24 protein-coding genes are annotated in these 25,622 nt (G+C 46.6%); 2 read left to right on the top strand and 22 right to left on the bottom strand.

The genetic code is table 11. The features are described from left to right. Positions 1-403 precede the first annotated feature (403 nt). From DNHGIG_RS01425 to ccpN, 11 genes are all read right to left on the bottom strand, one after another. Positions 404-982 carry a C40 family peptidase gene (locus tag DNHGIG_RS01425; RefSeq protein ID WP_282197995.1) on the bottom strand — a complete coding sequence of 193 codons (579 nt, stop codon included), beginning with the start codon at positions 980-982 and terminating at the stop codon, positions 404-406. Positions 983-1,051: 69 nt separating this feature from the next. Further along, on the bottom strand, positions 1,052-1,300 hold the full coding sequence (locus tag DNHGIG_RS01430) for a hypothetical protein (protein WP_282197996.1): 249 nt from the start codon (positions 1,298-1,300) through the stop codon (positions 1,052-1,054). 69 nt (positions 1,301-1,369) lie between these two features. Beyond that, positions 1,370-2,497, bottom strand: coding sequence for a Nif3-like dinuclear metal center hexameric protein (locus DNHGIG_RS01435; RefSeq protein WP_282197997.1), 1,128 nt, complete (start codon positions 2,495-2,497; stop codon positions 1,370-1,372). Further along, entirely contained in the window at positions 2,469-3,176 is a 708-nt protein-coding gene (locus DNHGIG_RS01440) for a tRNA (adenine(22)-N(1))-methyltransferase (RefSeq protein ID WP_282197998.1), read from the bottom strand. The genes DNHGIG_RS01435 and DNHGIG_RS01440 overlap by 29 nt, the downstream gene beginning before the upstream one ends. Positions 3,177-3,295: 119 nt before the next feature. Next, on the bottom strand, positions 3,296-4,960 hold the full coding sequence (locus DNHGIG_RS01445; RefSeq protein WP_282197999.1) for an AMP-binding protein: 1,665 nt from the start codon (positions 4,958-4,960) through the stop codon (positions 3,296-3,298). A gap of 117 nt (positions 4,961-5,077) precedes the next feature. After that, positions 5,078-6,217, bottom strand: coding sequence for an acyl-CoA dehydrogenase (locus DNHGIG_RS01450; protein ID WP_282198000.1), 1,140 nt, complete (start codon positions 6,215-6,217; stop codon positions 5,078-5,080). Between the two features lie 610 nt (positions 6,218-6,827). Then, positions 6,828-7,958: an RNA polymerase sigma factor RpoD gene (gene rpoD / locus DNHGIG_RS01455; protein WP_282198001.1), complete on the bottom strand. Its 1,131-nt coding sequence runs from the start codon at positions 7,956-7,958 to the stop codon at positions 6,828-6,830. A gap of 33 nt (positions 7,959-7,991) precedes the next feature. Next, positions 7,992-9,827, bottom strand: coding sequence for a DNA primase (gene dnaG, locus DNHGIG_RS01460; protein ID WP_282198002.1), 1,836 nt, complete (start codon positions 9,825-9,827; stop codon positions 7,992-7,994). 385 nt (positions 9,828-10,212) lie between these two features. Continuing rightward, a complete protein-coding gene (ppdK, locus tag DNHGIG_RS01465; protein WP_282198003.1) occupies positions 10,213-12,855 on the bottom strand; it encodes a pyruvate, phosphate dikinase in 2,643 nt (880 codons plus the stop codon). Further along, the gene (locus tag DNHGIG_RS01470; RefSeq protein ID WP_282198004.1) at positions 12,855-13,670 is read right to left on the bottom strand and encodes a pyruvate, water dikinase regulatory protein; all 816 of its coding nucleotides are present in this window, start codon (positions 13,668-13,670) and stop codon (positions 12,855-12,857) included. Before DNHGIG_RS01470 ends, ppdK begins: the two co-directional genes overlap by 1 nt. 20 nt (positions 13,671-13,690) lie before the next feature. Further along, entirely contained in the window at positions 13,691-14,338 is a 648-nt protein-coding gene (gene ccpN, locus DNHGIG_RS01475) for a transcriptional regulator CcpN (protein ID WP_282198005.1), read from the bottom strand. 155 nt (positions 14,339-14,493) lie between these two features. Here ccpN and lgt point away from each other — a divergent pair, with 155 nt between their 5' ends. After that, positions 14,494-15,291 carry a prolipoprotein diacylglyceryl transferase gene (lgt, locus tag DNHGIG_RS01480; RefSeq protein WP_282198006.1) on the top strand — a complete coding sequence of 266 codons (798 nt, stop codon included), beginning with the start codon at positions 14,494-14,496 and terminating at the stop codon, positions 15,289-15,291. Between the two features lie 99 nt (positions 15,292-15,390). Here the strand turns inward: lgt and DNHGIG_RS01485 are convergent, their stop codons facing one another. The 11 genes from DNHGIG_RS01485 to yqfC all read right to left on the bottom strand — a co-directional run bounded on the left by DNHGIG_RS01485 (position 15,391) and on the right by yqfC (position 25,277). Next, positions 15,391-16,773, bottom strand: coding sequence for a glycine--tRNA ligase (locus tag DNHGIG_RS01485; RefSeq protein WP_282198007.1), 1,383 nt, complete (start codon positions 16,771-16,773; stop codon positions 15,391-15,393). Between the two features lie 433 nt (positions 16,774-17,206). Then, positions 17,207-17,956: a DNA repair protein RecO gene (gene recO, locus DNHGIG_RS01490; RefSeq protein ID WP_282198008.1), complete on the bottom strand. Its 750-nt coding sequence runs from the start codon at positions 17,954-17,956 to the stop codon at positions 17,207-17,209. A 22-nt stretch (positions 17,957-17,978) separates the two neighbouring features. Then, a complete protein-coding gene (locus DNHGIG_RS01495; RefSeq protein WP_282198009.1) occupies positions 17,979-18,128 on the bottom strand; it encodes a YqzL family protein in 150 nt (49 codons plus the stop codon). A gap of 167 nt (positions 18,129-18,295) precedes the next feature. Beyond that, positions 18,296-19,201, bottom strand: a complete 906-nt coding sequence (era, locus tag DNHGIG_RS01500; RefSeq protein WP_282198010.1) for a GTPase Era — start codon at positions 19,199-19,201, stop codon at positions 18,296-18,298. Further along, the gene (locus DNHGIG_RS01505; protein WP_282198011.1) at positions 19,182-19,592 is read right to left on the bottom strand and encodes a cytidine deaminase; all 411 of its coding nucleotides are present in this window, start codon (positions 19,590-19,592) and stop codon (positions 19,182-19,184) included. Before DNHGIG_RS01505 ends, era begins: the two co-directional genes overlap by 20 nt. A 43-nt stretch (positions 19,593-19,635) precedes the next feature. After that, complete coding sequence (locus tag DNHGIG_RS01510; RefSeq protein ID WP_282198012.1) at positions 19,636-20,115, bottom strand: diacylglycerol kinase; 480 nt, start codon at positions 20,113-20,115, stop codon at positions 19,636-19,638. A gap of 6 nt (positions 20,116-20,121) precedes the next feature. Beyond that, positions 20,122-20,574 carry an rRNA maturation RNase YbeY gene (gene ybeY / locus DNHGIG_RS01515; RefSeq protein WP_439647759.1) on the bottom strand — a complete coding sequence of 151 codons (453 nt, stop codon included), beginning with the start codon at positions 20,572-20,574 and terminating at the stop codon, positions 20,122-20,124. A gap of 50 nt (positions 20,575-20,624) precedes the next feature. Continuing rightward, complete coding sequence (locus DNHGIG_RS01520; protein WP_282198014.1) at positions 20,625-22,721, bottom strand: HD family phosphohydrolase; 2,097 nt, start codon at positions 22,719-22,721, stop codon at positions 20,625-20,627. Between the two features lie 43 nt (positions 22,722-22,764). Next, on the bottom strand, positions 22,765-23,754 hold the full coding sequence (locus DNHGIG_RS01525) for a PhoH family protein (RefSeq protein WP_282198015.1): 990 nt from the start codon (positions 23,752-23,754) through the stop codon (positions 22,765-22,767). An 18-nt stretch (positions 23,755-23,772) separates the two neighbouring features. Next, a complete protein-coding gene (gene yqfD, locus DNHGIG_RS01530) occupies positions 23,773-24,981 on the bottom strand; it encodes a sporulation protein YqfD (protein ID WP_282198016.1) in 1,209 nt (402 codons plus the stop codon). A 14-nt stretch (positions 24,982-24,995) separates the two neighbouring features. Then, positions 24,996-25,277 (bottom strand): sporulation protein YqfC, encoded by a 282-nt coding sequence (yqfC, locus tag DNHGIG_RS01535; protein WP_282198017.1) that lies wholly within the window; start codon positions 25,275-25,277, stop codon positions 24,996-24,998. Between the two features lie 114 nt (positions 25,278-25,391). On the opposite strand from yqfC, the gene DNHGIG_RS01540 reads away from it, so the two are divergent. Further along, on the top strand, positions 25,392-25,568 hold the full coding sequence (locus DNHGIG_RS01540) for a hypothetical protein (protein ID WP_282198018.1): 177 nt from the start codon (positions 25,392-25,394) through the stop codon (positions 25,566-25,568). Positions 25,569-25,622 lie beyond the last annotated feature (54 nt).

Below are 25,622 nucleotides of genomic sequence, written 5' to 3' on the forward strand. Positions count from 1 at the left end.
GTATCACTTTGCGCTTGGGTTCGATGAAGGTCGTTCCGCCCGCATTATAAACAAATGTTGCGGAAACGACCTTTAGTTTGAAGGGCGTATGTTTTGCGTTCGCGCTCCGTGGAGGTCGTCTCAGCGGGTATATGCATTGCGCTTATGCTCCGTGAAGGTCGTCTCGCATGGAATCATAATCATATGTTGCGAGACGACCTTCAAAGTCGCTTTTACGCGCAATGCATACACCCCATCCCAAAAAGGAAGGAAACAAAAGCGATTCATATGCTCGATGATTCACATCCCGTCCATCTGAAACTCATGATTACGCAAAATAAAAGAGCGGGGTGAACCGCCCTTTTTTCCACTCCATCACGACACAATCGAATAGTAAAAACGTCAATTGGAAACGGTATAACTATCAATGAACAATTCTTGTAGCGAATAACATACGTTTCTGGATGACTGGATCATGAAGACTGACTTTGACAAAAGTGCCGTTTTTGTCATCAGGATGCAGAACTTGCCCTTTTTCTAGATAAACGCCAACATGTCCAACCTCCGTAGCTCGATTCGCTTGACTGAAGAAAACGAGGTCACCTGTATTCAGATGTTTTGGGTCTTGTAGGCGGATTCCATATCGGGAGAGCGCATATACAGAATGTGCGGGTATCCATATTCCACACGAGCGATATAATTGCTGAACGAAACCAGCACAAAAAAATGTATGGGGTTTATCCAGTGAGGCGGCTTGCGAACGTCTTTTCGTTTCACTTAAGACTAAAGCAGAACGGATTAATTTTTGGCGAAATGCTTTTGTGTCTTTTAGTTGAAGCATCATTGCGGGTTGTACGGTCACAAGTACTTCGCCTTGCCAGTGGTCAGGTTCGCGGGGAATCGGTAGGGGAGTTGAGACGGTCGGTGCAGCAGCATAGGTTCCTGTGTTGGCGAGAAGTAAAAATACTATGATTATAAACGCTCGTTGCCATACGCTTTTCACCGATACTTCCTCCTTTCCCAAAGGCCTAGGCTACCACCCTGCCCTTATCATCAGAATCCCCCGTTTTCCTCACGGATACATCGTTAATTTCTTCCCGCGATGGATTGGACGGATGCGTTTTCCTTGACAAAAACGGCATTCATAATGGATCTGATACGATTTCTCTTCTGATGATTCCGTGTACAAAACCTTTTGCATAATCCGTCCGCACTCGGGGCATTTTGTTATCGTGAGGAACATTTGCAGGAGGAAGTAAATGTACGAGGATGCAAGTACAGCGCAAACAGCGATAATAATCATGACCATGAAATTGATCATAAACTGAACACCCCCCAATACACTGTATGGGGGGTCCGAAAAAAAAATCACATAAAAGAAGTACGAGCGTCAATCGGTTACAAATCCGAACGGGTCAGTGTTCACTTGTGAAACAACAACATCGATCGACAGATTCTCCTCCGAAAACCTTTTCCTTAAATAATTGGCCAAAGGTTCCAAAACCACTCGTTCCGTACCGTAATGACCCGGATCCACAATTGACAAACCTGCTGTAACCGCATCCTGCGCCATATGGTAGGTCACATCAGCAGTTACAAATACATCAGCGCCGCGAGCAATCGCTGTGGAGATCCAATCTTGTCCAGATCCTCCCAAAACAGCAACTCTTTGAACGTTTCGATTCAAGGAACCGCAAACCCGGACACCAGGGACTTGCAGCCGCTCTCTTACAAAAGAAGCAAATGATCGCAAGGTCATCGCATTTGGCAAATTGCCGATCCGACCTATGCCATATTCTCGACCCATGATTTCCAATGGATACAAATCATAAGCCACTTCTTCATACGGATGCGCTTCTAACATGGCATGGATGATCTGATGTTCACGCGGTTCCGGAACTATCGTTTCCACACGAACTTCTTCAACTTCTTCTAAACGTCCCTTTTCCCCTATAAATGGATGGGTACCTTCTTCCGGTTTGAATGTTCCGATCCCTTTTGTATTAAACGTGCACCAGCTGTAATTGCCGATATGTCCGGCTCCCGCCTGACACATGGCAGCGATCACCTGTTTTTGATGAGTAACAGGGACAAATACCACCAATTTTTTCAACCGTTGATTGTGCATACGTTCGAGGATTTCTACATCTTTGAGGTTAAGTGCCGCCGCCAAAGCATCATTGACCCCACCCTCCGCAATATCCAAATTCGTATGCGCCACATATACCGCGATATCGTGTGCGAGCAGCTTCGCCAGCCCTTTTCCGTAAGGTGTATCTGTCCGTATGTTGGATATTTTTCTATAAATTAAAGCGTGATGGGCAATAACCAAATCCGCACCGACTTGAACCGCTTCATCAATCACCTCAGGTGCCGAGGAATCCAATGTCACAAGGATTTTATTGACTTGTTTCTGGGGGTTACCGATATGTAAACCGATTTTATCTCCTTCCATTGCCAAACGTTTTGGCGCCAACTGCTCAAAGATATCAATAATTTGCTTTACGGTTGCAGACACGTTCCTTAACCTCCTGTAACCAATTTTTTCTTCTTTCCAATTCTTTACGTTTCTTTTCCGCAGCTTCCCCATTGCTTCTCTCTAGACTTCGCAGAACGCGCTCCGCTTTTTCGATCTCCTGTTGAAGCTTCACCTGCAGTAGCGGGTGACTTTTTCGTAAGAGAATGGGACCGAACTCCTCTTCCTCTTTCGTTAATGATTGGACCCCAGGCTCCGCTACAATGATCTCATAAAGCAATTCATCTTCCATGAGAAGATCTTCCTCATAAATCATCCATCCGTTTTCGCCTAACCAAAGGCGTACACGATCCGCATCCCCTTGTGGTTGAAGAATCAGCCTCTCTACCCCTGAAAGCTTGTTCCTACCAGCGGCAAGAATGTGCACGATGGTACCCCCTCCCATCCCAGCGATAATGACAACGGATACCTCGCCTTCTTTAACGACTTCCAATCCATCACCTTTGCGTACATCGACCCGGTGTTGTAATCCCATGCGCGAAACATTCGCTATTGCAGTTTGGAAGGGGCCGTCATTCACTTCTCCTGCGATCACGCGATTCACTTTTCCGCTTGTAACCAACTGAATAGGTACAAGTGCATGATCGCTTCCGATATCGGCAACCACACTGCCAAAAGGGACATATTCCGAGATTCTACCCAATCGTTTCGAAATCTTCATAGACTCCTCCATCATTTTCTGCATCCACCTGAATCCATGATACATGAGAAAAACGGAAGAATGCAAAAAATAGACCACGCCGATTGGGCATGGCCGTGAAATCTACCGAACATTTGGACTTATGCGGTTTCGATGGAAGCTGCATCATGCAATCCCAAGAGTTCAATCGCTTGTTCACGCAGTTTGAATTTCTGGATTTTACCCGATGCGGTCATAGGAAATGATTCGCAAAACTCGATATAGCGAGGGATTTTAAAACGGGCAATCTTCCCTTCACAGTAAGCACGCACTTCTTCGGGGGTGAGCGTCTCGCCATCCTTCACTTGAATCCAAGCCATCACCTCTTCTCCGTATTTGACAGAAGGTACCCCGATGACCTGAACGTCGCGAATTTTCGGATGCGTGTAAAGGAATTCTTCGATTTCGCGCGGATAGATGTTCTCACCACCGCGAATGATCATATCTTTTAATCTCCCGGTAATCTTAAAGTATCCGTTTTCGTCCATAGTAGCCAGATCTCCCGTATGCAGCCAACCGTCTTCGTCAATCACGTTTTTCGTCGCTTCCGGATTTTTATAATATCCTTTCATCACATGATATCCTCGCGTACATAGTTCTCCCTGTTCCCCAGGAGGCAATTCCTTGCCTGTAGACGGGTCGACGATCTTGACTTCCACGTGAGGCAAAGGACGTCCAACAGATGTCACGCGCAGCTCGATAGGATCATTCGTGCGCGTCTGAGTGATTACGGGAGACGATTCCGTTTGTCCATATGCGATCGTGATTTCACGAGCACCCATCCGTTCTACAACCGCTTTCATAACCTCGATCGGACAAGGAGATCCGGCCATGATTCCGGTGCGCAATGACGACAGATCGAAAGAAGAGAACTCTGGATGATTCAACTCGGCGATAAACATGGTAGGAACACCATGCAATCCGGTACAACGTTCTTTTTCAACCGTTTTAAGAACTTCCAATGCATCAAATTCCTGAACAGGTACCATTGTGGCCCCGACCGATACACATGCCATCGTACCTAAAACACAACCGAAACAGTGAAAAAAGGGAACAGGAATGCACAATCGGTCTTGATATGTTAAATTCATACATTCAGAAATATTCCGACCATTGTTGATAATATTACTGTGCGTTAACATCACACCCTTGGGAAAACCGGTTGTTCCCGAGGTATACTGCATGTTAATCACATCAAACGGATCGAGACTGTCTTCCCTCTCTCGCAATTCTTCATCTGAAACGGTTTTCCCCAACTCCATCACATCGGACCAGTTGAACATGCCTGGGTACTTTTTATCGCTTAAAATTACAACATTTTTCAAACAAGGGAATCGTTGGGACTGCAGTTTTCCTGGTTCGGCATCCTTCAATTCGGGAACGATTTCATATAGCATCTCCGTATATGAGACTCCGCGATAGGATTCCATCAGAAGCAATGTCGAAGTGTCTGATTGACGAAGGAGATACTCCAGCTCGGCTGTACGATAGTTTGTGTTTACCGTTACGAGAACAGCACCCATCCTTCCTGTCGCAAACTGTGTAATTAACCACTCCGGATAATTGCTTGCCCAAATCGCCAATTGATCGCCTTTCGCGATACCTAATTTCATGAATCCTTTAGCAGCCTGTCCACAAATCTCATAGAACTGCCGATACGTGTAACGAAGATCCCGGTCCGCATACACAACAGCCTCATGCTCAGGGTATTGATCCGCAATTTTGGAAAGTAGTTGTCCAACCGTGAGATGCATGATATCCGCCATCCGCACAACCCCTTTATCTTTGATTCATCAATATTATAATAAAAACTCCCCTGTCCGTGCAGGGGGTTGAAACAAAATTAACAGTAATTTTTCAAATTATTTGTATATAATCAATCATTAACACCCCAACTGACGAGCGATCACAATGCGCTGAATTTCAGATGTGCCTTCTCCAATTTCCATCAGTTTCGCATCGCGGAAATACCGTTCGACCGGGTAGTCTTTCATGTAACCGTAACCGCCGTGAATCTGTATCGCTTGGTCACAAACACGCATACAGATTTCAGAAGCAAAGAGTTTGGCCATCGCTGCTTCCTTCGTAAACGGACGGTGGTTATCTTTCAACCAAGCAGCTTTCAACACCTGATTTCGTGCCAATTCAATATGCATAGCCATATCCGCCAGTTTAAATTGGATCGCCTGGAACTTGGATATGGATTGGCCAAACTGTACGCGTTCCTTCGCGTATTGAAGTGCCGCCTCAAACGCAGCTTGCGCAATCCCAACAGAGAGCGCGCCAATGGAAATGCGTCCGCCGTCTAACGTGTACAAAAATTGTTTGAAGCCCGCTTGGGGATCACCCAGCAAGTTTTCTCGGGGGACTCTCACATCCTCCAATACCAACTCTGCAGTATTCGAGCCCCGTAAGCCTAATTTTTCATAATTTGCGATCGCCTTAAACCCAGGGGTGTCTGTTTCCACTATGAACGCAGAGATTCCTCTGCTCCCAATGCCTTTCTCCGTAACAGCCGTGACAATCACCGTTTTAGCATAGGAAGCATTCGTAATAAAACATTTCGTTCCGTTAATAACCCATTCATCCCCATCCAGTCTCGCTGTTGTTTGTGTGCCTCCCGCGTCGGAACCTGCATTGGGTTCTGTTAAGCCGAATGCCCCCAATACTTCACCACGCGCTAAAGGACGCAAATATTTTTGCTTCTGCTCCTCATTGCCGAAATAATAAATTGGACATAACCCTAATGAGACGGCAGCCGCATAACTGAGCCCGGTTGAGCCGCACGCGCGCCCGACTTCTTCAACCGCTAATGCATAGGAAATCGTATCTCCGCCAGCCCCGTCATATTCTTCAGGGATCGGGAGACCAAGCAGTCCGAGTTCCCCCATTTTACGAAATGTCTCAATCGGAAATTCCCCCGTGCGATCCACATGTTCAGCCTTAGGAGCAATCTCGGCTTCCGCGAAATCACGAACCATCGAACGTATCATCTTCTGCTCCTTGGTTAAATCGAAATTCATGGCCTCTCCTCCTGGATTAACAATCAAGTAGACCGAGCGTTCGCTCAGTGTAAGAACAATCTATAAATATTATAACGTAACGACCGTTTGGTTCAAGAACGAATTTTGTAATTTCTGAATCGAAAGTGCTATTCCCGCATTTAGGGAACCAAAAGGCAAAGAAAACAGAAAACCAATTTGCATCAATACTGGAAACGATGTAAAATAAAAAACAAAAATGAAGTTAACGCATTCCGTTAATCCTACACAGTAAACGCAGTTGATGGATGTACCTTGAATTGAATATCACGTGTGTAGATTATATGGAAACGAAAGGGAGAAACAAGGTCGAGCAGAACTAGAAGCAAGAGTCTAGCAGTAGAACGTTTTGAAGAGATGCGATGATCAATGTCCCGGACTTTATTAACCGCTTTCTGTAGATCATGATTGGGCAATGAAGCTTTGAAGGTACTGATTAAGTTTAACGAAATATCATAATTTTCTGCAGGCGTTTGTCTGATTGCCGTTAGCAAACCTTTTAACCTAACACGCTTCTTCGGCTCTTTTGCTACATTAACTGACCAAATTAAAAAGCACCCGTATGCAAACGAGTGCTTCTTCCAACCAAGGTTTATTCGAGAAAATCCTTTAAGCGTTTGCTTCGGCTTGGATGCCGCAATTTACGCAACGCTTTTGCTTCAATTTGACGGATGCGTTCTCGTGTCACACCAAAAACTTTACCTACTTCTTCAAGTGTACGTGTACGTCCGTCATCGAGGCCAAAACGGAGTCGAAGAACGTTCTCTTCACGTTCAGTTAACGTATCTAAAACATCTTCGAGTTGCTCTTTCAACAACTCGTAAGCGGCAGCATCCGCCGGTGCAAGCGCATCCTGATCTTCGATGAAGTCACCCAAATGGGAATCGTCTTCTTCGCCGATCGGTGTTTCAAGAGAAACTGGCTCTTGTGCGATTTTCATGATTTCCCTCACTTTATCGGGACTCATATCCATCTCGGCAGCAATTTCTTCCGGGGTAGGTTCACGCCCTAACTCTTGCAGGAGTTGACGCGAGATGCGAATCAATTTGTTAATGGTCTCCACCATGTGCACGGGAATCCGAATCGTACGAGCCTGATCGGCGATTGCACGCGTGATCGCTTGACGAATCCACCATGTGGCATACGTACTGAATTTATAGCCTTTCTGATAATCGAATTTCTCGACCGCTTTGATCAAACCCATGTTACCCTCTTGAATGAGATCAAGAAACAACATACCGCGTCCAACATACCGTTTCGCGATACTTACAACGAGACGAAGGTTCGCTTCAGCCAAGCGTCGTTTCGCTTCCTCGTCGCCTTGCTCGATACGCTTCGCTAACTCGATCTCCTCTTCGGCAGAGAGAAGAGGTACGCGTCCGATTTCTTTCAAGTACATGCGGACGGGGTCATTGATCTTAACGCCCGGTGGAACCGAAAGATCATCCAAATCAAAATCCTCATCGTCTTCGACATGTGGATGTGCGTCTTCATCGTCATCTTCGACGATATCCTCCGACTCATTCATGACTTCAATGCCCTGTTCAGACAGGTACTCAAAAAATTCATCGATTTGATCCGGGTCCTGGTCAAAAACAGAAAGTTTATCCATGATCTCATTATAAGTGAGAATTCCTCGTTTTTTTCCTGTTTCAATCAGCTCTTGTTTTACTTGCTCGATCGTCATTTCTTTCGTTTCTCCATCTTTCACTTTTTTTGCCATGCCGACCCCCTCCTTTCAAAAAGCATAAAAGATCTATCGTAAGACTGCTCGCAACTGAAGTTGTTCCTGTTGCAAAGCGCGTAAAAGAGCATAATCTCCATTCCGCAAGGCTTCTTCCATTTCGCGTGGTATTTCTTTCAGTCGTTTTTCAAACGGATAACGGCGAATACATTGAATGTATTCTTCCACCAATCCAGGTCGCATATCAAGATTTTCAGCTTCAACAACCAATTCTGATGCCAGCTGTATTAAGACCGGATCGTCCAATTGCGCGATAAACAACGCCGGATTTGGTTTCTCATTCTCACCATAAAAATGATACAAATGAATGGCAAGTGCAGCATGTTCATCCACAGAAAATTCGTCGACAAGAGTCTCTTGAACTTGTCTAGCCGCCCCTTCATCGATTAACATATAACTTAGAAGCTTTCGTTCAGCTTCCAAATGTGCCGGGAGTGGCAATTTGCTCTGTAAGGATTCCTTTACGACCTGTTTCCCATTATCTCTATTAGTATTCCACATTCTAGGTGGAATATCCCCGTTTTTCCGGGTTTTAAGGCTTTTTGTGGCGACTTCGACCTCCATACTAAGTGATTCAAGAGAAACATCGAATTCTCCTGCCAACTGACGCAAATATGATTCTCTTTCTACTGGGCTTTTTAATTCAGAAATGATACGGACGGCTTCCGTCAAGAAGCGAATCCGTCCCTCTTGTGTCGATAATTGGCTTTCTTCACGCAGTTTCTGTAGCTTGAAAGAAGTGACCGACATTGATCGGTCGCGAATCATGCGCTCGAAAGCTTCGTAACCATGTTTCCGTATGAATTCGTCGGGATCCAGTCCGTCAGGGAGAACGACTACACGTGCGCTTCCCCCTGTTTCTTTGATCACCTCTGAGCTCCTTAGAGCTGCGTTTTGACCTGCACGATCACCGTCATACACCATGACGATTTCTTCCGCGTTACGGTTCAAAAGCCGTGCTTGATCAGGTGTTAATGCCGTTCCCAGGGCTGCTACTACGTTTTCAACTCCAGCCTGATATGCTACAATTACATCCATATAGCCTTCTAAAAGAACTGCCTGTTTTGTCTGACGTATCGCATTACGGGCACGATGAAAATTGTATAGATGACGTCCTTTATGAAACAGAACGGTTTCCGGGGTATTTAAATACTTGGGGTGCGATTCGTCCATCACCCTGCCGCCAAAGCCTACAACACGTCCTTGCGCGTCTTGAATCGGAAACATGACCCGATTGCGAAATTTATCATAGTAACGGCTCGGATCTGTCTGGCTTTTGGAGAGCAAGCCCGCTTCTTCCAAAAAATCTTCGGAAAAACCGCGTTTTGTTAGAAAACGAAGGAGTACATCCCAAGCGCTCGGTGCATAACCGAGCTGGAACCGTTCAATCGTGCCGGGAGTTAACCCTCTCCCTTTAAGATATTCAAGAGCTGGCTCTCCCACTTTCGTATTCATCAAAATATGATGATAATATTTAGCAGCCAGGTCATTCGCCGCGAACAGCTTCTTTCGCCGTACCGCTTCTTCAGACTCTTCATCCACCACTTCCTCGTACGGGATATGGATGCCGGCTCGCCCCGCGAAATGTGTGACTGCTTCTACAAAGGAAACATTCTCAATTAACATATAAAATGAAAACACATTTCCACCAACGCCGCAGCCAAAGCAATGGAAAATCTGTTTATCCGGTGACACAGAAAACGAAGGAGTTTTTTCCGAGTGAAAGGGACACAGCCCAACAAATGATCGCCCCGTTCGTTTTAATGAAACATATTCGGAAACAACATCAACGATGTCAAAGTGCTGGCGAACGTTCTCGATCACCTCATCCGGAATTCTTCTCCACATCCCGACATCACCTTTCTTATGTGAAGTCAGAGCGTTGAGTAATCTTAATTCGCCAATGCATTTCAATCTCCTTCTCGCACGTTAAATTATTTTCTAATCAACTTTTTGCAAATAAATTGACATTGATGTATTCTACAAACAGGAACAAAATCCTTCTCCTTCAAAAAAACTTATGACCTCGTTTGACGAAAATCGACAAACTTCCCGAAAAAGGAAGCGTTATGTCCTCAGTATTGCCGACATTCGTGTACATTCAATCCGATAACGTTAGAATCCATGAAGACGCATCATCTTATTTGTACGCACTTCTTTGGAAAAAATCCCTTGATTTTATGATTTACAAAAAAAGCCTCGATTTCTAAATCGAGGCCGTAAATACCATTCTTTACCCATGCAGGATTGTCGCCTGTGCCGCTGCCAAACGGGCCAAAGGTACGCGAAATGGAGAACACGAAACATAGTCGAGACCGATTTGATAGCAACATTCTATGGAGCTTTTTTCTCCACCGTGTTCTCCGCAAATCCCCAGCTTGATATCCGATTTAACCGCTCTCCCTAATTCGGTAGCCATCTGAATCAATTTCCCAACTCCATGGCGGTCGAGCACTTCAAACGGGTTATCCGGTAAAATCTTGTGTTGCACATACTTATGCAGAAATTTCCCTTCCGCATCATCCCTTGAGAAGCCATAGGTCGTTTGTGTCAAATCGTTCGTTCCGAAGGAAAAGAAATCGGCCTCGGCAGCAATTTCATCAGCCGTAAGCGCAGCCCTGGGAATCTCGATCATCGTGCCGATGGGGCATACGACGGGATGGCCTGTTTCTTCCCTAACCTGTGCTGCCACTTGTAGAACAAGATCACGCATGGCCTTTAACTCATTCACATGGCCTACCAGCGGAATCATCACTTCGGGACGAACATCCAAACCTTCCTGTTGTAATTTCACCGTCGCTTGAAAAATTGCCTTGACTTGCATCGCATAGATTTCCGGAAAAGTCATTCCCAATCTGCATCCACGATGGCCCAGCATCGGATTGAATTCCTGAAGGGCACGAACTTTACGTAACAAGTTCTCCTTCTGCCTGATCGTTCTGGGATCCTCACCCGACAGCCTCATCTGTGTCAACTCTACGATCAAACTTTCCATATTCGGCAGGAATTCATGTAGCGGCGGATCCAGAAGGCGAATCGTAACGGGAAGCCCCTCCATCTCCCTCAAAATCCCTTCAAAATCCCGCTGTTGCATCGGCAAAAGTTTCTCCAATGCTTCCGTACGTTCTTCTTCCGTTTCCGCTAAAATCATCTCCTGAACAATGGGAACGCGCTCAGGCTCCATGAACATATGTTCCGTTCGGCATAAGCCGATACCTTGCGCACCGAAGGCACGCGCTTTGGCCGCATCTTCCGGATTGTCTGCGTTGGCGCGCACCTCCATCTTCCGAACCTCGTCCGCCCATGTAAGCAACTGCTGAAATTCAGCAGACAGCTCCGGATCGATAAGCGGGACAGCTCCGCGTAACACGCGTCCCGTTCCCCCATCGATCGAGATGAGATCCCCTTCATGAATGGTTTCTTCTCTTATCGTACATTCTTTTTTCCGCAGATCAATTCTGATCATTTCGCATCCGCAAATACAAGGTTTTCCCATTCCTCTCGCCACGACGGCCGCATGGGAGGTCATTCCTCCGCGAGATGTGATAATTCCCTGAGCAGCCAATATCCCGTGGATATCTTCCGGCGTCGTTTCCGGTCTTACAAGGATTACACGCTTTCCTTCAGAAGCCCATCGTTCAGCCGTGTCTGCATCGAAGACCACGTGACCGGAAGCCGCCCCCGGAGAAGCTGGCAGTCCTTTCGCGAGTACGTCGAGCTTTGCAGCGGGATCGATGCGCCGGTGTAACAATTGATCCAATGAATGGGGATCAATGCGCATGATCGCTTCTTCTTTGTTAATAATCTGTTCCTTGACCAGATCGACCGCAATTTTGACAGCGGCATGCGCCGTACGTTTTCCGTTTCTCGTCTGTAAAATGAAAAGCCGCCCGCGTTCTACAGTAAACTCAATATCCTGCATATCCTTGTAATGCTTCTCCAGCAATTCGGCAATCTTTGTAAACTGACTATAAATGTCTGGCATCCTCTCGCGCAAAGCATGTATCGGTTGTGGCGTGCGAATACCGGCCACTACATCCTCTCCCTGCGCCCGAACGAGAAACTCACCGAACAATTCCTTTTCTCCCGTCGAAGGATTACGCGTGAAAGCAACCCCTGTCCCTGAGTCATCCCCCATATTGCCAAAGACCATCATCTGGACATTAACGGCGGTGCCTAAATCATCCGGAATCTTATGAATGCGGCGATAAACTATCGCCCGCTGGTTGTTCCAAGATTGAAAAACCGCCTGGATCGCACGCATCAGTTGTTCGCGGGGATCCTGCGGAAAATCTGCACGCGTGTGCTTTTTGACCAAAGCTTTGTAGGCCTGAATAACCTCTTTCCAATGTTCCTCCCGTAACTCGGGATCCTGCGTAAACCCGTAGTGTTCTTTCACTTCATCAAGAATGTGCTCAAAGTGGAAATGATCGATCCCGAGAACCACACTTCCAAACATTTGAAGAAAACGACGATAACAGTCATAAGCAAAACGAGGGTTAGCTGTCAACGACGCGAGACCTTCCACCGTCTCGTCATTTAATCCGAGATTGAGGACTGTATCCATCATCCCCGGCATGGAATAGACCGAGCCTGAACGAACCGAGACTAACAAAGGGTTTTGTACAGAACCGAGCTTCTTGCCGGTACGACGTTCAAGTTCCGCAAGCCCCTGCTCGATTTGCTCCTTCATCGTGTTTGTAAGCGTACGACCTGCCCGGTAATATTCGTTACATGCAGTCGTCGTTACGGTAAAGCCTGGAGGGACAGGCAGCCCGGCCCGCGTCATCTCTGCCAGGTTTGCCCCTTTCCCGCCCAGAATATTTTTCATATCCGCACGACCCTCTTCGAAAAGATAGACATATTTTGTGGTCATCAGCCTCGTCCCCCACGTTTAATGAGATCCATGACGATATTTGCCGTTTCTTCCACCGCTTTATTCGATACATCAATGACCGCACATCCGAGTTTCCGGTGCACCTTGTCGGCAAAATCGAGTTCGTACAAGATACGGTCAAATGCGGCGTAATTTGCCTGTGCGCGCAATCCCAGAGATTTCAAACGTTCTGTACGAATTAAATTGAGTTCATTCGGCGAAATGGTTAAACCGATCACCTTTTTTGAAGATACTTGAAATAATTCGTCAGGCGGTTCTACCTCTGGTACAAGAGGAACATTTGCTACTTTCAAGCGTTTATGAGCCAGATACATGGAAAGCGGTGTCTTCGATGTACGCGAAACGCCCACCAGAACGACATCCGCTCGCAAGATTCCCCTCGGGTCTCTCCCGTCATCGTACTTCACCGCGAATTCGATGGCTTCCACCCGTCTAAAATATTCATCGTCCAACTGATGCAAGAGTCCCGGACGAAGTTTTGGTTCCATCTTATAGACCTCATGAAACGCGTCCATCATGGGACCCAAGATATCGACAGCACGAACACTCTGGCGTGCCGCCTCTTCAATCAAAAACTTCCGCAGATCGGGGAGAACGAGGGTAAACGCAATCATACTTTGATTTTCCTGTGCGGCCGTCACTACCTCAGCGATCGCTTCCTTATCATCCACATAAGAAATTCGCCGGATTTCCACACGACCACCGTCGAATTGGCTGGCGGCTGCACGTACAACAAATTCTGCTGTTTCTCCCACGGAGTCTGACACCACGTAGACGATGGGTATATCTTTCACTCGCTTCCAAACCTCCTGTTCTACACATCTCGATTCGAACCGAGTTCCACGAAGATGCGTGCGATTGTCGTTTTCGTAAAGCGCCCGATTACTTCATATTGTTTCTTGGCGGCATCGATCACTTTGATCACAGGCATTGAGTCGATTTGGTAATCGATTAATTTTTTCGCCGCATCATAGACCGTTTCATCCGGTTCAACCGTCACGATATTCGGCATACGCGTCATCGCCAGTGAAACAGGGACCTCATGCATGTTTTGGTTGCCGATCGCCACTTTCAATACATCTTTACGGGAGAGCGTTCCGGCAAGGATCCCGTGTTCCTTTACTACATAGAGGTTTCCTACGTCTTCAAGAAACATCGTCACAACGGCATCATAAACGGATGTACTTTCTTCAACCACTACGGGGACTGATTTATAATCACGAACAAGCATCTTACGCAACTGGTCACCAAAAATTTCGCCTGGTTTCTTGCCTACATAAAAATAACCGACACGAGGACGCGCTTCCAGGAAACCGGCCATCGTTAAAATCGTTAGATCCGGACGTAATGTCGCACGTGTCAGATTCAGCTTCTCTGCAATCTGTTCACCTGTGATGGGACCCTCTTTGCGAACAATATCCAAAATTTGTTCCTGACGAGCTGTGAGTTCGATGGTTTTCACCACCTTACTTGAAATGTGTTATACTTTTTTGAATGATCTCCTCTATAGTATAGTATATTATACATGCAATACCGCAACAATTTTGTTCCGAATTGAATGTGGACATCGGACACGTTACAATATACACGACCCGACATAAGGAGGCAGGATTCACCATGCACGTGATTCTTTTTCACATAGGCTCATTTGAAGTGCGATCCTACGGTGTGGTCGTGGCACTCTCTATCCTTCTCGGTCTCGGAGTTGCCACCTACTTCGCTCGCCAAGCGGGTAGGTACGTGGATCACGTATCGGGGATGGCCATTTACGCGGTGATCGGTGCTATTCTCGGGGCTCGCGTATGGCAAGTGCTTTTTTTCGACTGGAGTTATTATTCCGAACACCTCTCGGAAATTTTCATGATCTGGAATGGCGGCATGTCCATTCAAGGCGGTTTGGTCGGCGGGTTTGTCGGCGGCGCTCTATACACTTGGCGATACAAGATTCCATTTTGGGACTTCGCGGATATCGTTTCCCCGGGCATTATCCTCGGGCAAAGCGTCGGACGTATCGCTTGCCTTTTAAACGGTGACGCGTTCGGCAGCCCGACAGGAGGCAATTTTGGGCTTGTGTATCCACCGGGCACATTCGCCTATGACACATATCAATCACAGCCCCTTTGGCCCGCGGAAGTGTGGGAGGGACAATGGGATGTTGTCGTTTTTGCTTTGCTTCTGATTCTCAAACAGCGTTCATGGCCGACGGGATACATATTTCTCTTTTACAATATTCTCTATTCAACAGGTAGATTGTTACTCGAATTCCTGCGTGGCGACACCCCGCGCTTCGCGGGGCTGACCGCCGCACAATGGACGAGCCTCGCTGTGATCGCGCTCTCGTTCATACTTCTCATCTATCTGCGCATGAGACCCGCTCGCCGCGGGGAACAGTCTCAAGAGCCGCTCTCTTCATAAATGGACCGGGGGTACAACCAGGAATCTGGTGTACCCCCGTTATAGTTGTTCAAAAAGTACGTGAACCATGGCGGGCGCATTTCTATTTTGAACACACTTTTAAAATTTCATTTTTTCCTCAATATATCCCTTTACCCGTTCGATCGGCATGCGCACTTGTTCCATTGAATCGCGGTCACGCACGGTGACTTGACCATCTGTCTCCGAATCAAAGTCATATGTGATACAGAAAGGAGTACCGATTTCGTCTTGCCGGCGATATCGCTTACCGATCGAACCTGTCTCGTCAAAGTCACACATGAAGTGTTTCGCCAATTGTTCGTGGATCTTGCTTGCCGCATCCGACAATTTTTTCGAAAGAGGCAAGACGGCTGCCTTAAACGGAGCCAACGCCGGATGGAAATGAAGCACGGTCCGTTTGTCTCCCTCTCCAAGATCCTGTTCTTCATAAGCATCAATCAAGAATGCAAGAGTCACACGATCAGCGCCAAGCGAAGGTTCGATACAGTAAGGGATATATTTCTCATTGGTCACCGGATCGGTATAATGGAAATCTTCTCCGGAGAATTCCATATGGCGTTTCAAATCGAAGTCGGTGCGATCGGCAACGCCCCAAAGCTCTCCCCAACCAAATGGAAATTTGTATTCAAAATCGGTCGTAGCATTTGAATAATGAGAAAGCTCTTCCTTTGAGTGATCACGCAAGCGGATATTTTCCGGTTTCATCCCCAAGTTGATAAGCCATTGATAACAGAAATCACGCCAATACTGGAACCATTCCAAATCCTCCCCTGGCTTGCAGAAGAATTCCAATTCCATTTGTTCAAATTCACGAGTGCGGAAAGTAAAATTGCCGGGTGTGATCTCATTACGGAAAGATTTCCCGATTTGGCCGATCCCAAAAGGTATTTTTTTGCGCATGGTACGCTGGACGTTCTTAAAGTTTACAAAAATCCCCTGTGCCGTTTCCGGGCGGAGGAAAATTTCATTCACTGAGGATTCAGTAACGCCTTGGAATGTTTTAAACATAAGATTGAATTGACGAATATCCGTGAAATCTTTTGAACCGCAGTCAGGGCAAGCGACATCATGCTCTTTGATTAACTCCTGCATTTGTTCAAACGAAAGCCCGTCAACAACCATCTCGATCCCTTTTGCTGCAAGCGCTTCTTCGATCAATTTATCGGCGCGATGTCTCGCTTTGCACTGCTTGCAATCGATCATCGGGTCATTGAAATTTCCCACGTGACCGGATGCGACCCAGACTTGCCGATTCATGAGTATGGCTGCGTCAAGACCCACGTTATAAGGAGATTCCTGAATGAATTTTTTCCACCATGCTTTTTTCACATTGTTTTTCAATTCGACGCCAAGAGGTCCGTAATCCCATGTATTCGCTAGACCTCCGTAGATTTCCGAACCTGGGAAAATAAATCCCCGATGTTTCGCCAACGCTACGATCTGTTCCATACTTACACTCACAGTCAATCGCTCCTTCTATGTATGCCCATCCAGATGATGAATGTAGCCACCCATGCCACGTGGGCGGCGCCATCAGAGGATTAAAAGTTTCTTGTGCTGGAAGAGAGATTTAAGCTGCCTAATACAACGGAGTATCTTTTGTGTGGGTTGTATCGCTTTGCAGCGCAGAGGTGAGTTGAAGGTCGTTCCGCTTCCTTTATACCGTTAAGAGGCTTATGCTTTGCGCGTAATAGCGACCTTGGAGGTCGTCTTGCAACATTTGTTTATTATTCCATGCAAGACGACCTCCACGGAGCATGAGCGCAAAGCATATGCCTCAATGACAACCTTCATCGAACCCAAGCGCAAAGCGATACACCCACACAAGCACTCATTTTCAAGATAGCATAGCAAACGAATGAATCTGGTGTCAATGTTGTCCTGCATCCGCCGCTTAAAGTTTATAACGATCCATTTGTTCAAGAAAATGGCGTGACTTCAGTGTCACGCCTGTATACTCGTCATAATACTGGCGTATCACGCTGGCCAGTTGCCGTTTCACCTCATCCTGCACGGATATTGTCCCTATACGGCTGATATCTATCATTTGGAACAGCCGCATCAATTTAAAAACGGCAGGTTTCATCCAAATGGCTTGCGGATCGGCATCATGACAAGATTCACATAAAGGTCCTGCTAGGCGGATCGAAAAGCGAACGGCTAGACTTATTTCTTTCCTGCAATGGGTACAGTGCAGGAGATCCGGTTCGATCCCCGCCACGCGCAACATCTTTATCTCGAAAATGCGGATTAAGATTTCTGCGTCTTTACCTGCTGCTATCTGGTGCAACATGTTTAAAACGAGAAAAAAGAGTCCTTGCGAGGGCTCTCTTTCCTCAACGAAACGCTCAGTCAATTCCATCACATAAGCGGTATATGCCGTTTTGTATAAATCTTCGCGAATCGACCGGAAGGATTCAATCACTTCCGCTTGGGATGCACGTAACATTCCTTTGCCGCCGCCATACAAAATCCAATGTCCATGGGTGAAAGGTTGGGAAGCTGCTGTGAGGCGGCTCTGTGGCTTCTTTGCTCCGCCTGCCATTACGGACAATTTGCCGAAATCTCTTGTCAACAATGTGACGATTTTATTCGTTTCCCCGTAATCGATCCCTCTCAAGACGATCGCTTCTGTCTTATACACCGCATTCTCCATCTCCTGCAGATCATTCTTGCGTCGTTACCAATGTGCTATCGAAGGTTTCCGCTCCCTCTTCATGTTCAACTTGTCGTTCCATAGCCTCGTGCTCTTTATACAGAAGGTAAGCATCGATCGATCCTGTTGCAGTAAAAAAACGCCATGAAAAATCCCGCATGTCGCTCATCCTTTCCGTAGAAGAGTGAGGTACTCTCTTGTACTTCTATCATTTCAAACTCTTCTTTCTTATATACTATGGAAAAGATGGCAAACATGCTCCCGTCACTCATGCCAGTGCTTCAGGAGATGCTCAGCCCTAATTGTCCCTTTTTAACCCGTCTGATTTCACAAATTCTCGTCGAAACCAAAATTACGTAACAGATGTTCTCGGTTCCGCCAGTCCTTTTTGACCTTTACCCACAATTCGAGATAAACTTTGGAACCAAAAAGCTTTTGAATGTCTGCACGAGCCAGACGGCCGACTTCTTTCAGCATCCCTCCCTGCTTACCGATCAAAATCCCCTTTTGTGATTCACGTTCTGTAAAAATAACCGCATGTATGTACAGAAGATCCTTGTCCTCGCGCGATTCCATTTGTTCAACTGCAACCGCAACCGAATGCGGTACTTCTTCTCTCGTCAGATGCAAGACTTTCTCCCGAATCAGCTCCGCTACAATGAATCGTTCGGGATGATCAGTCACTTGGTCGGGCGGATAATATTGCGGCCCTTCCGGCAAATATTGATGCAACAGTTGGACAAGCCTCTCGATGTTTTGGCCTTGCAACGCAGAGACCGGCACGATCTCGGCAAAAGGAAAATCATCTTTGTAAGTGGCGATCGTTTCTAAGATCTTATCGGGATGAATCGCATCCACTTTGTTGATGAGTAGAAACACAGGGGTTTTGATCCCTTGCAGATTTTCAATGATAAACTGATCTCCCGCTCCTTTTTCTTCCGTAGCGTCCACAACGAAGAAGATCAGATCGACCTCTTTCAAAGTATTGATTGAAGTTCGAACCATGTAATCGCCAAGTTTATGGCGGGGTTTGTGAATCCCCGGCGTATCGAGAAAAATCACCTGCATATCTTCTAGTGTCATCACACCGCGAATACGGTTTCTCGTGGTCTGCGGTTTATCGGACATGATCGCCACTTTCTGACCGACCATGTGATTCAACAGTGTCGATTTTCCTACATTCGGGCGACCGATTATCGCCACAAATCCGGATTTATGATTCTTTTGAGCCATCGAGATCCTCCTTGGAAAAAGCGAATGGAAGCAATTCATGTACAGTCGTCTCTAGTCTGTCTCCTTGCAAATTGCCCAATATCACCGGTGTCTCCGGCCGACAAAATTCGGCTAAGACTTGACGGCACATCCCACAAGGCGAAACCGGGCGTTCGGTATCAGCGACGACTGCAACCATCTGAATGTCTCTTTTTCCTTCCGAAACCGCCTTGAAGATCGCCGTTCGTTCCGCACAATTGCATAGGCCGTACGAAGCGTTTTCGATGTTGCACCCTGTAACCACTTCACCATCAGAGAGAAGCAAGGCGGCTCCTACCGGAAAGCGGGAATAAGGTACATATGCCCTATCGCGGGCGTGAAGTGCATGTTGGATCAATTCTTCTTTCGTCATCGTTTCACCTCATTCGCCGAAAATCTATAGGTAAAACGGGACCTCAGCGATGGCGAGCCTTCTTGATCGCGAGGTATCCGAATGTAAGCACGAAACAAATTCCTAAATACAAAAATGACAAAACGATTGCGTAGGATTCCAAATGATGAAAGTTACGCAATCGCAGTGGAAACAGTTTGTCATAGAAGACCAATATCCCTACGACAACAGCGTGAAGCGCCGTCAATAAAACAGCGGCCGCGGCGACATCCTTGGCGATCTTCGCCAAGCGATGATAGCGGACAACCATGAGATCAACGACAGCCTCAATCGCCGTGTTGATCAATTCTGCCGCAATGACAAGCACAATCGCAAAAAAGAGCAGGATCATCTCTATCTTGGTTACGTCCAACAAGAGTGCTAGAATCATGACGAGAAGGGTAATACCTAAATGAATACGCATGTTTCGTTGCGTGAGAATCGCATAGGTCATGCCTTCGATCGCATATCCTATGCTCGCCAAAATCTGTTTCCAAACACGCAAGAGGGATCATCCTCTCGTAAGTCCGATCTGTTCCAAGATCGCTCTTTGCCTCGAAAACATTTCCTTTTCGTCTTCTTCGTTCATGTGATCATAACCGAGCAGATGGAGAAAACCGTGTATCGCCAAGAACGCCAATTCACGCTCAAGCGAATGCCCGTACTCTTCCGCCTGCCTGATGGCGGTTGGCAGAGAGATCACAATATCCCCTAACGGCTGTTCTTCAATTTCGTCTTCCAGATCGTCATATACGATGTCCGGTTCATCTTCAATGGATTCGTTCATCGCAAATGAAAGGACATCTGTTGACGCATCCTTGTTACGATAGGTGCGGTTCAATTCCCGGATCGTTTCGTCATCGACGATCGTGACCGCGACATCAACCGTTTCACAACCTTCATAACTCGCTGCCGCCATAATCGCTTTGGTTAGCAAATCGTCTACATCAACCGGCAGATCCATTTCAACTTCTTGAATCACTTCCACTGAAACGTCCACTTTCATTCCCCATTTCACGATTGCTTAGGCGGATCGGGATATTCGATCCGCGAATGATAGATCCCGTTCAATGTCCTCATAAAAGATTCGGCCAATGTATCCAAGTCTTTTAAGGTAATGTCACATTCATCCAATTGCCCGTCATTCAAACGGTCTTTGATAATTTTGCGTATCACTGCTTCAATGCGGTTGGGATTGGGACGGCTCATCGCCCGCACGGCCGCTTCTACCGCATCACATAACATCACGATTGCGGCCTCTTTGGTTTGAGGCTTCGGTCCGGGATAGCGGAAATCGTCCACTTGCACAGTACCGCTCTTATCCTGTTCCCGCGCTTTATTATAAAAATACCAGAGAACCGTCGTCCCGTGATGCTGTTCGCATATATCGCGAATCGGTTTTGGCAATCGGTAATGCTCCTGCATCTCCAATCCATCCCGCACATGCGAAGTGATAATCAAGTGAGAGAGACTGGGAGCAATCTTATCATGCGGGTTTTCTTTTGACATCTGATTTTCGATAAAAAATACGGGACGCTTCGATTTACCCACATCATGAAAATAAGCCCCGACACGACATAACAACGGATTGGCACCGATCTGTTCCGCCGCCGTTTCCGCCAAATTGCCAACGATCAAACTATGATGGTACGTCCCGGGGGCTTCCATCAGTAACTTACGTAATAACGGATGGTTCGGATTCGATAACTCTAGCAAACTCACCGGTGTTAAAAGTCCAAAGATGCTCTCCAAAAACGGCAAAATGCCGATTGTTAGTATTGCCGACAATAAGCCATTGACCAAGCCGAACAGGAGTGCCTGAAAGAAACCTCGCCACCCCATATCCGTACTCGAGAGTAAGGCTTGTACAGTGGCGATCGCCAAGAGATTGACACCTGCAACCAAGAAACCGGCACGCATGATGACCAACCGGTGTTTGACTTTCGCCACCGCAAAAACACCCGTCAATGCGGAAACAAGACCAACGAATAAAAATTGAAACCTGTAATCGAAAGCGAGCCCGGTGAGGACTGTGAATACGATCGCACAAACGACACCTAATGGCGCATCAAACAAAATAGTCACAAGCATCGTGCCAAAAGCCAGCGGAGCCAAGTAGCCGATCGACGTTTCGTTCAGGGAAGACGCCAAGCCCACCGTCTTAATGCTCGATGTTGTAAGCAATATGATGATCGCTAGCAATAAGAGCAAGTTGTTATCGGACGCCACTTTCGAGCCTACCCGCTGCAGATACACTTCGATGATAGCTAGCGTAAACAAAAGAATGCCCAATAGACCGAAATATATGCGATAATTTAAAGATTCGGAGAGTAATTTCAGGTCTGCCAATCGCGAAAGTGTATCTTCCGTTATTACCTGACCTCGCTTGACGATCAACTCGCCTTTATTGATGCGCACCTCCGGTACTTCTCGCATCGCTTTATCGCGCATCTGTTCCGTTGCTCTTTGATCATACAACATATTCGGTTGCAATACCTGAAGAACCACAGCCTGTATGACCAATCGCGCATCTTTGCTCAAATCCAAAGGGACAAGCATCTGACTCAACGTATCTTTGGCGCCGGCCATCGCTTCTTGGTCAAATTCCTTGCCGAGAAACTGTTGGATAATCCGGTTCGTTTCGTTGTGTAAAACGGATATCTGGTCGGGAGGAATTCCCAACATTTTCTCGTAAACGTCATTTGACAGATTGGGTAACTGACCCTCTTTTTTCAAAATCTCGATTTTCTGGCTGACAGTCTTATCTTTGTCACCGACGACCTGTTCTAATGCGCCGTATAAACGATCGGCGCTTTTTAACGCCTTGTCTTCGACGGTCGGATCCAAATAATATTGTTTCGGTACTTTCCTGGCCGCTTCTTCTCGAGCCAACTCCGTCTGTTTCTGGTCAATCGCATCCGTTGGAGCCTTGATATCGCTCAGAGCAATATCACCTACACGGTAATCGTATTGTGTAGGTGTCACATTCCCTAAAAACAGTACGTAAAGCAAGACAAGCAGACAGCCGTAAATCGTTGCGCGTATCCATTTACTTTGGCCTAACTTTGGGGTAAACGACATTTGCCGCAATCGCTTCAGACTTTGAATCATATGATTTCGACTCCTTAATCCCCCTCGTCATGCTAACCAAAAACTATTCGGCTCGTTGTAAAGCATCATCTGTCTGATACGCTGTTATAATCCTTTGTACCAAATGATGGCGCACGACATCTTGCTCTTTGAGATGGATAAACGCAATTTCGTCGATCGAGTGTAAAATTCTCGCTGCATCATTTAATCCGGAACGCTTCCCGCGAGGCAAATCGATCTGTGTTACATCACCTGTGATCACCATTTTCGAGCCAAACCCCAAACGCGTAAGGAACATCTTCATTTGTTCCGGCGTTGTATTTTGTGCTTCATCCAAAATGACAAACGAATCTTCGAGTGTACGCCCGCGCATATATGCGAGCGGAGCAATCTCAATGATCCCGCGTTCCAGGGAACGCTGCACGTTTTCACTTCCGAAAACATCATAGAGTGCATCATACAAGGGACGCAAATACGGATCGACTTTCTCTTGAAGATCCCCTGGGAGAAATCCCAAGTTCTCACCCGCTTCCACTGCTGGACGGGTCAAAACGATCTTCTTCACCTGGCCTTTGCGTAAGGCGCTGACCGCCATGACTACAGCCAAGTAGGTTTTACCGGTTCCGGCAGGCCCGATGCCGAAAACGATATCGTGTTTGCGGATTGCTTGAATATATTCACGTTGCCCCAACGTTTTGATCTTGATAGGCTTCCCCTTAAAATTAGTTCCAATTTCCTCCGTAAATAATTCAAGCAGCTCTTCTGCCGAGCCTTGCTTCGCCATAGTGATCGCATACGTAACCTCGCGTTCGCTAATCTTCTGTCCTTTTCGTACCAATTGCACCAAGACGGACAAGAGGCTTTTCAACACGTCGATTTCTTCCGCCCCACCCGTCATGGTGAGCTCGGTTCCGCGTGCTAAAAACTTGGCCTGAAAGCTCGCCTCTATTCGCTTTAAATGGGTATCTTGAGGTCCGAATAATAGGGCAGCTTCTTGATTATCTCGCAACGAGATTTTATATGTCACTAATTCTTTATCCAACAGAAGATCCATCCCCTTCTCTCACGGCTTCTACGTCTGATTCTGCGATTGTTCTGCGGGCGTTTGTTGATAGGTTTGAGGTTTTCCAATATCTTCAACAACATCTGTCCATACTTTTACGTATAGCTTACCATGCTCCAACTTCTCCTGTAAAATTTTTTGCGCAATCACACGCCCGTCTTTCCCCATTTTTGTCCCCACGTCTGCACGTGCAGTCTCGAGAGCTTTCTGACGTGCTTCTTCGCGCGTCAAGGTCACCGACTCCTCATGAACTTCCTTGATGTCCACCTTGCGCCATTTGATGGGTAAGGTAAAAGAACCGATTGTGAATGTTCGATCATCCTCACTTGCATTATACGCAGGATATGGCGGTTTGCCATACCCCCAAATTTGAATGGGGAAAGAACCTAATACAAGATAATCTTTGTTCACATGCTCACCCGTATATACCATACGCTTCGTTGAAAGGGGTATTATTACATCCGAGGTATACCATACATCCGCTTCCACTTTTCCTTTAGCCGCTACATGCACCGTACCTCCACCGAGCGATCCGGAAATGAGCATATCTCCCGGATTGACCAACTGACCGCGGGTAACTGTCGCTTTCCCTTTCGAGACGAAAATATCGCGGATCGTCCCTTTCTTCTTTGCCACAATATTCTGTGGATGATTCGGTTCCGGCTTAATTCCGGGCACTTTTTCAACGACTTGTATATGAACCTTTGTCCCATGAATACTCACACCGACCCAGGACAATTCGGGGACTTTGTCCAAAAGTTCGGCTTGCAAAATATCGGTATCGGGTAATCGCCCGAGCCATTGACCTCGATAAATGCCCACTTGTTTGGCAGCCGCCCGTATGGTTTCCGGGGAGAGTTTATTTGTACCTTCAATTTCTACATTCCAGACAATCGATGTGAGAAAATACAGACAGACTACAAATAAACCCGCACCGATCAGAAACGTTTTGCGATGTGTCGCACGCTTGATATAGAAAGGCAGACCAATCCTCCGTCCAAAGCGAACCTTAGTACGGGTACGGCGAATATGAGGGAGCAGCTGCCAGAAATCTTGTCTGCGCATTTTGAACATGACACTGCCGTCTTTGTGATACCGGATTTCCCAAAGAAGAATATTCTCTCGCGTAGCCTGATTAATTAACTCAGGAATTCGGTTTCCGTATATTTGTACGATGATATACCCTTTAATGAAATCCCACAGCCATCTGCCGAGCATCGAAGCAGCCCCTCCTAGTGTACATACTGAATTCCGTCAATTTCACCTTCGATCAGAATCTCTTTCGAAAAAATGGATTTCACGACCAAATGTTTGCCGAGTATGATCATTTCACCTTGGTTCAATGCTAGACGCAAACGATGATCGGTGAATTCAACGATTCCTTTATGATTTTCCACGTATAGTTGCAAGCCACCGATAATCGTGATACGGGGGAGGTCCAATATCGCATCTTTGGGTATTTCCATGAGATTGGCAACCGCTTGGCGTAGCCGGCGACTGAGCGATGTCCGCACAGCATTTCCCCCTCCTTCCTCTTCTATGACGATATGCCAGTTACGTAGTAGGTAGTACCTTTTGTTTGGGCATCCGAACTTCGGAAACGACTCATCTTCTGCGGGAGGGTGCGTATGCTTGAAGAAAAAAGAACTCGGTATGAAAAACAGTACGATCTTACGAAAATTTTGCAGGTGGTCTACGCAAAAGGAGATACTGGAGAGAGAATGAAGATTATCGGAAACCATGAGGTTGATAATTCCGATAACTGCTCAGAGAGGCCGATGAAGAGAGGAAATTCACTGAAATAGAAAACCATCGCTCGTCAAGTAAAAAGCCATGTGCAGCTCTCTGGCAACACATGG

Origin of the sequence: Collibacillus ludicampi, assembly GCF_023705585.1 — a bacterium.
Lineage (GTDB): Bacteria > Bacillota > Bacilli > Tumebacillales > BOQE01 > Collibacillus > Collibacillus ludicampi.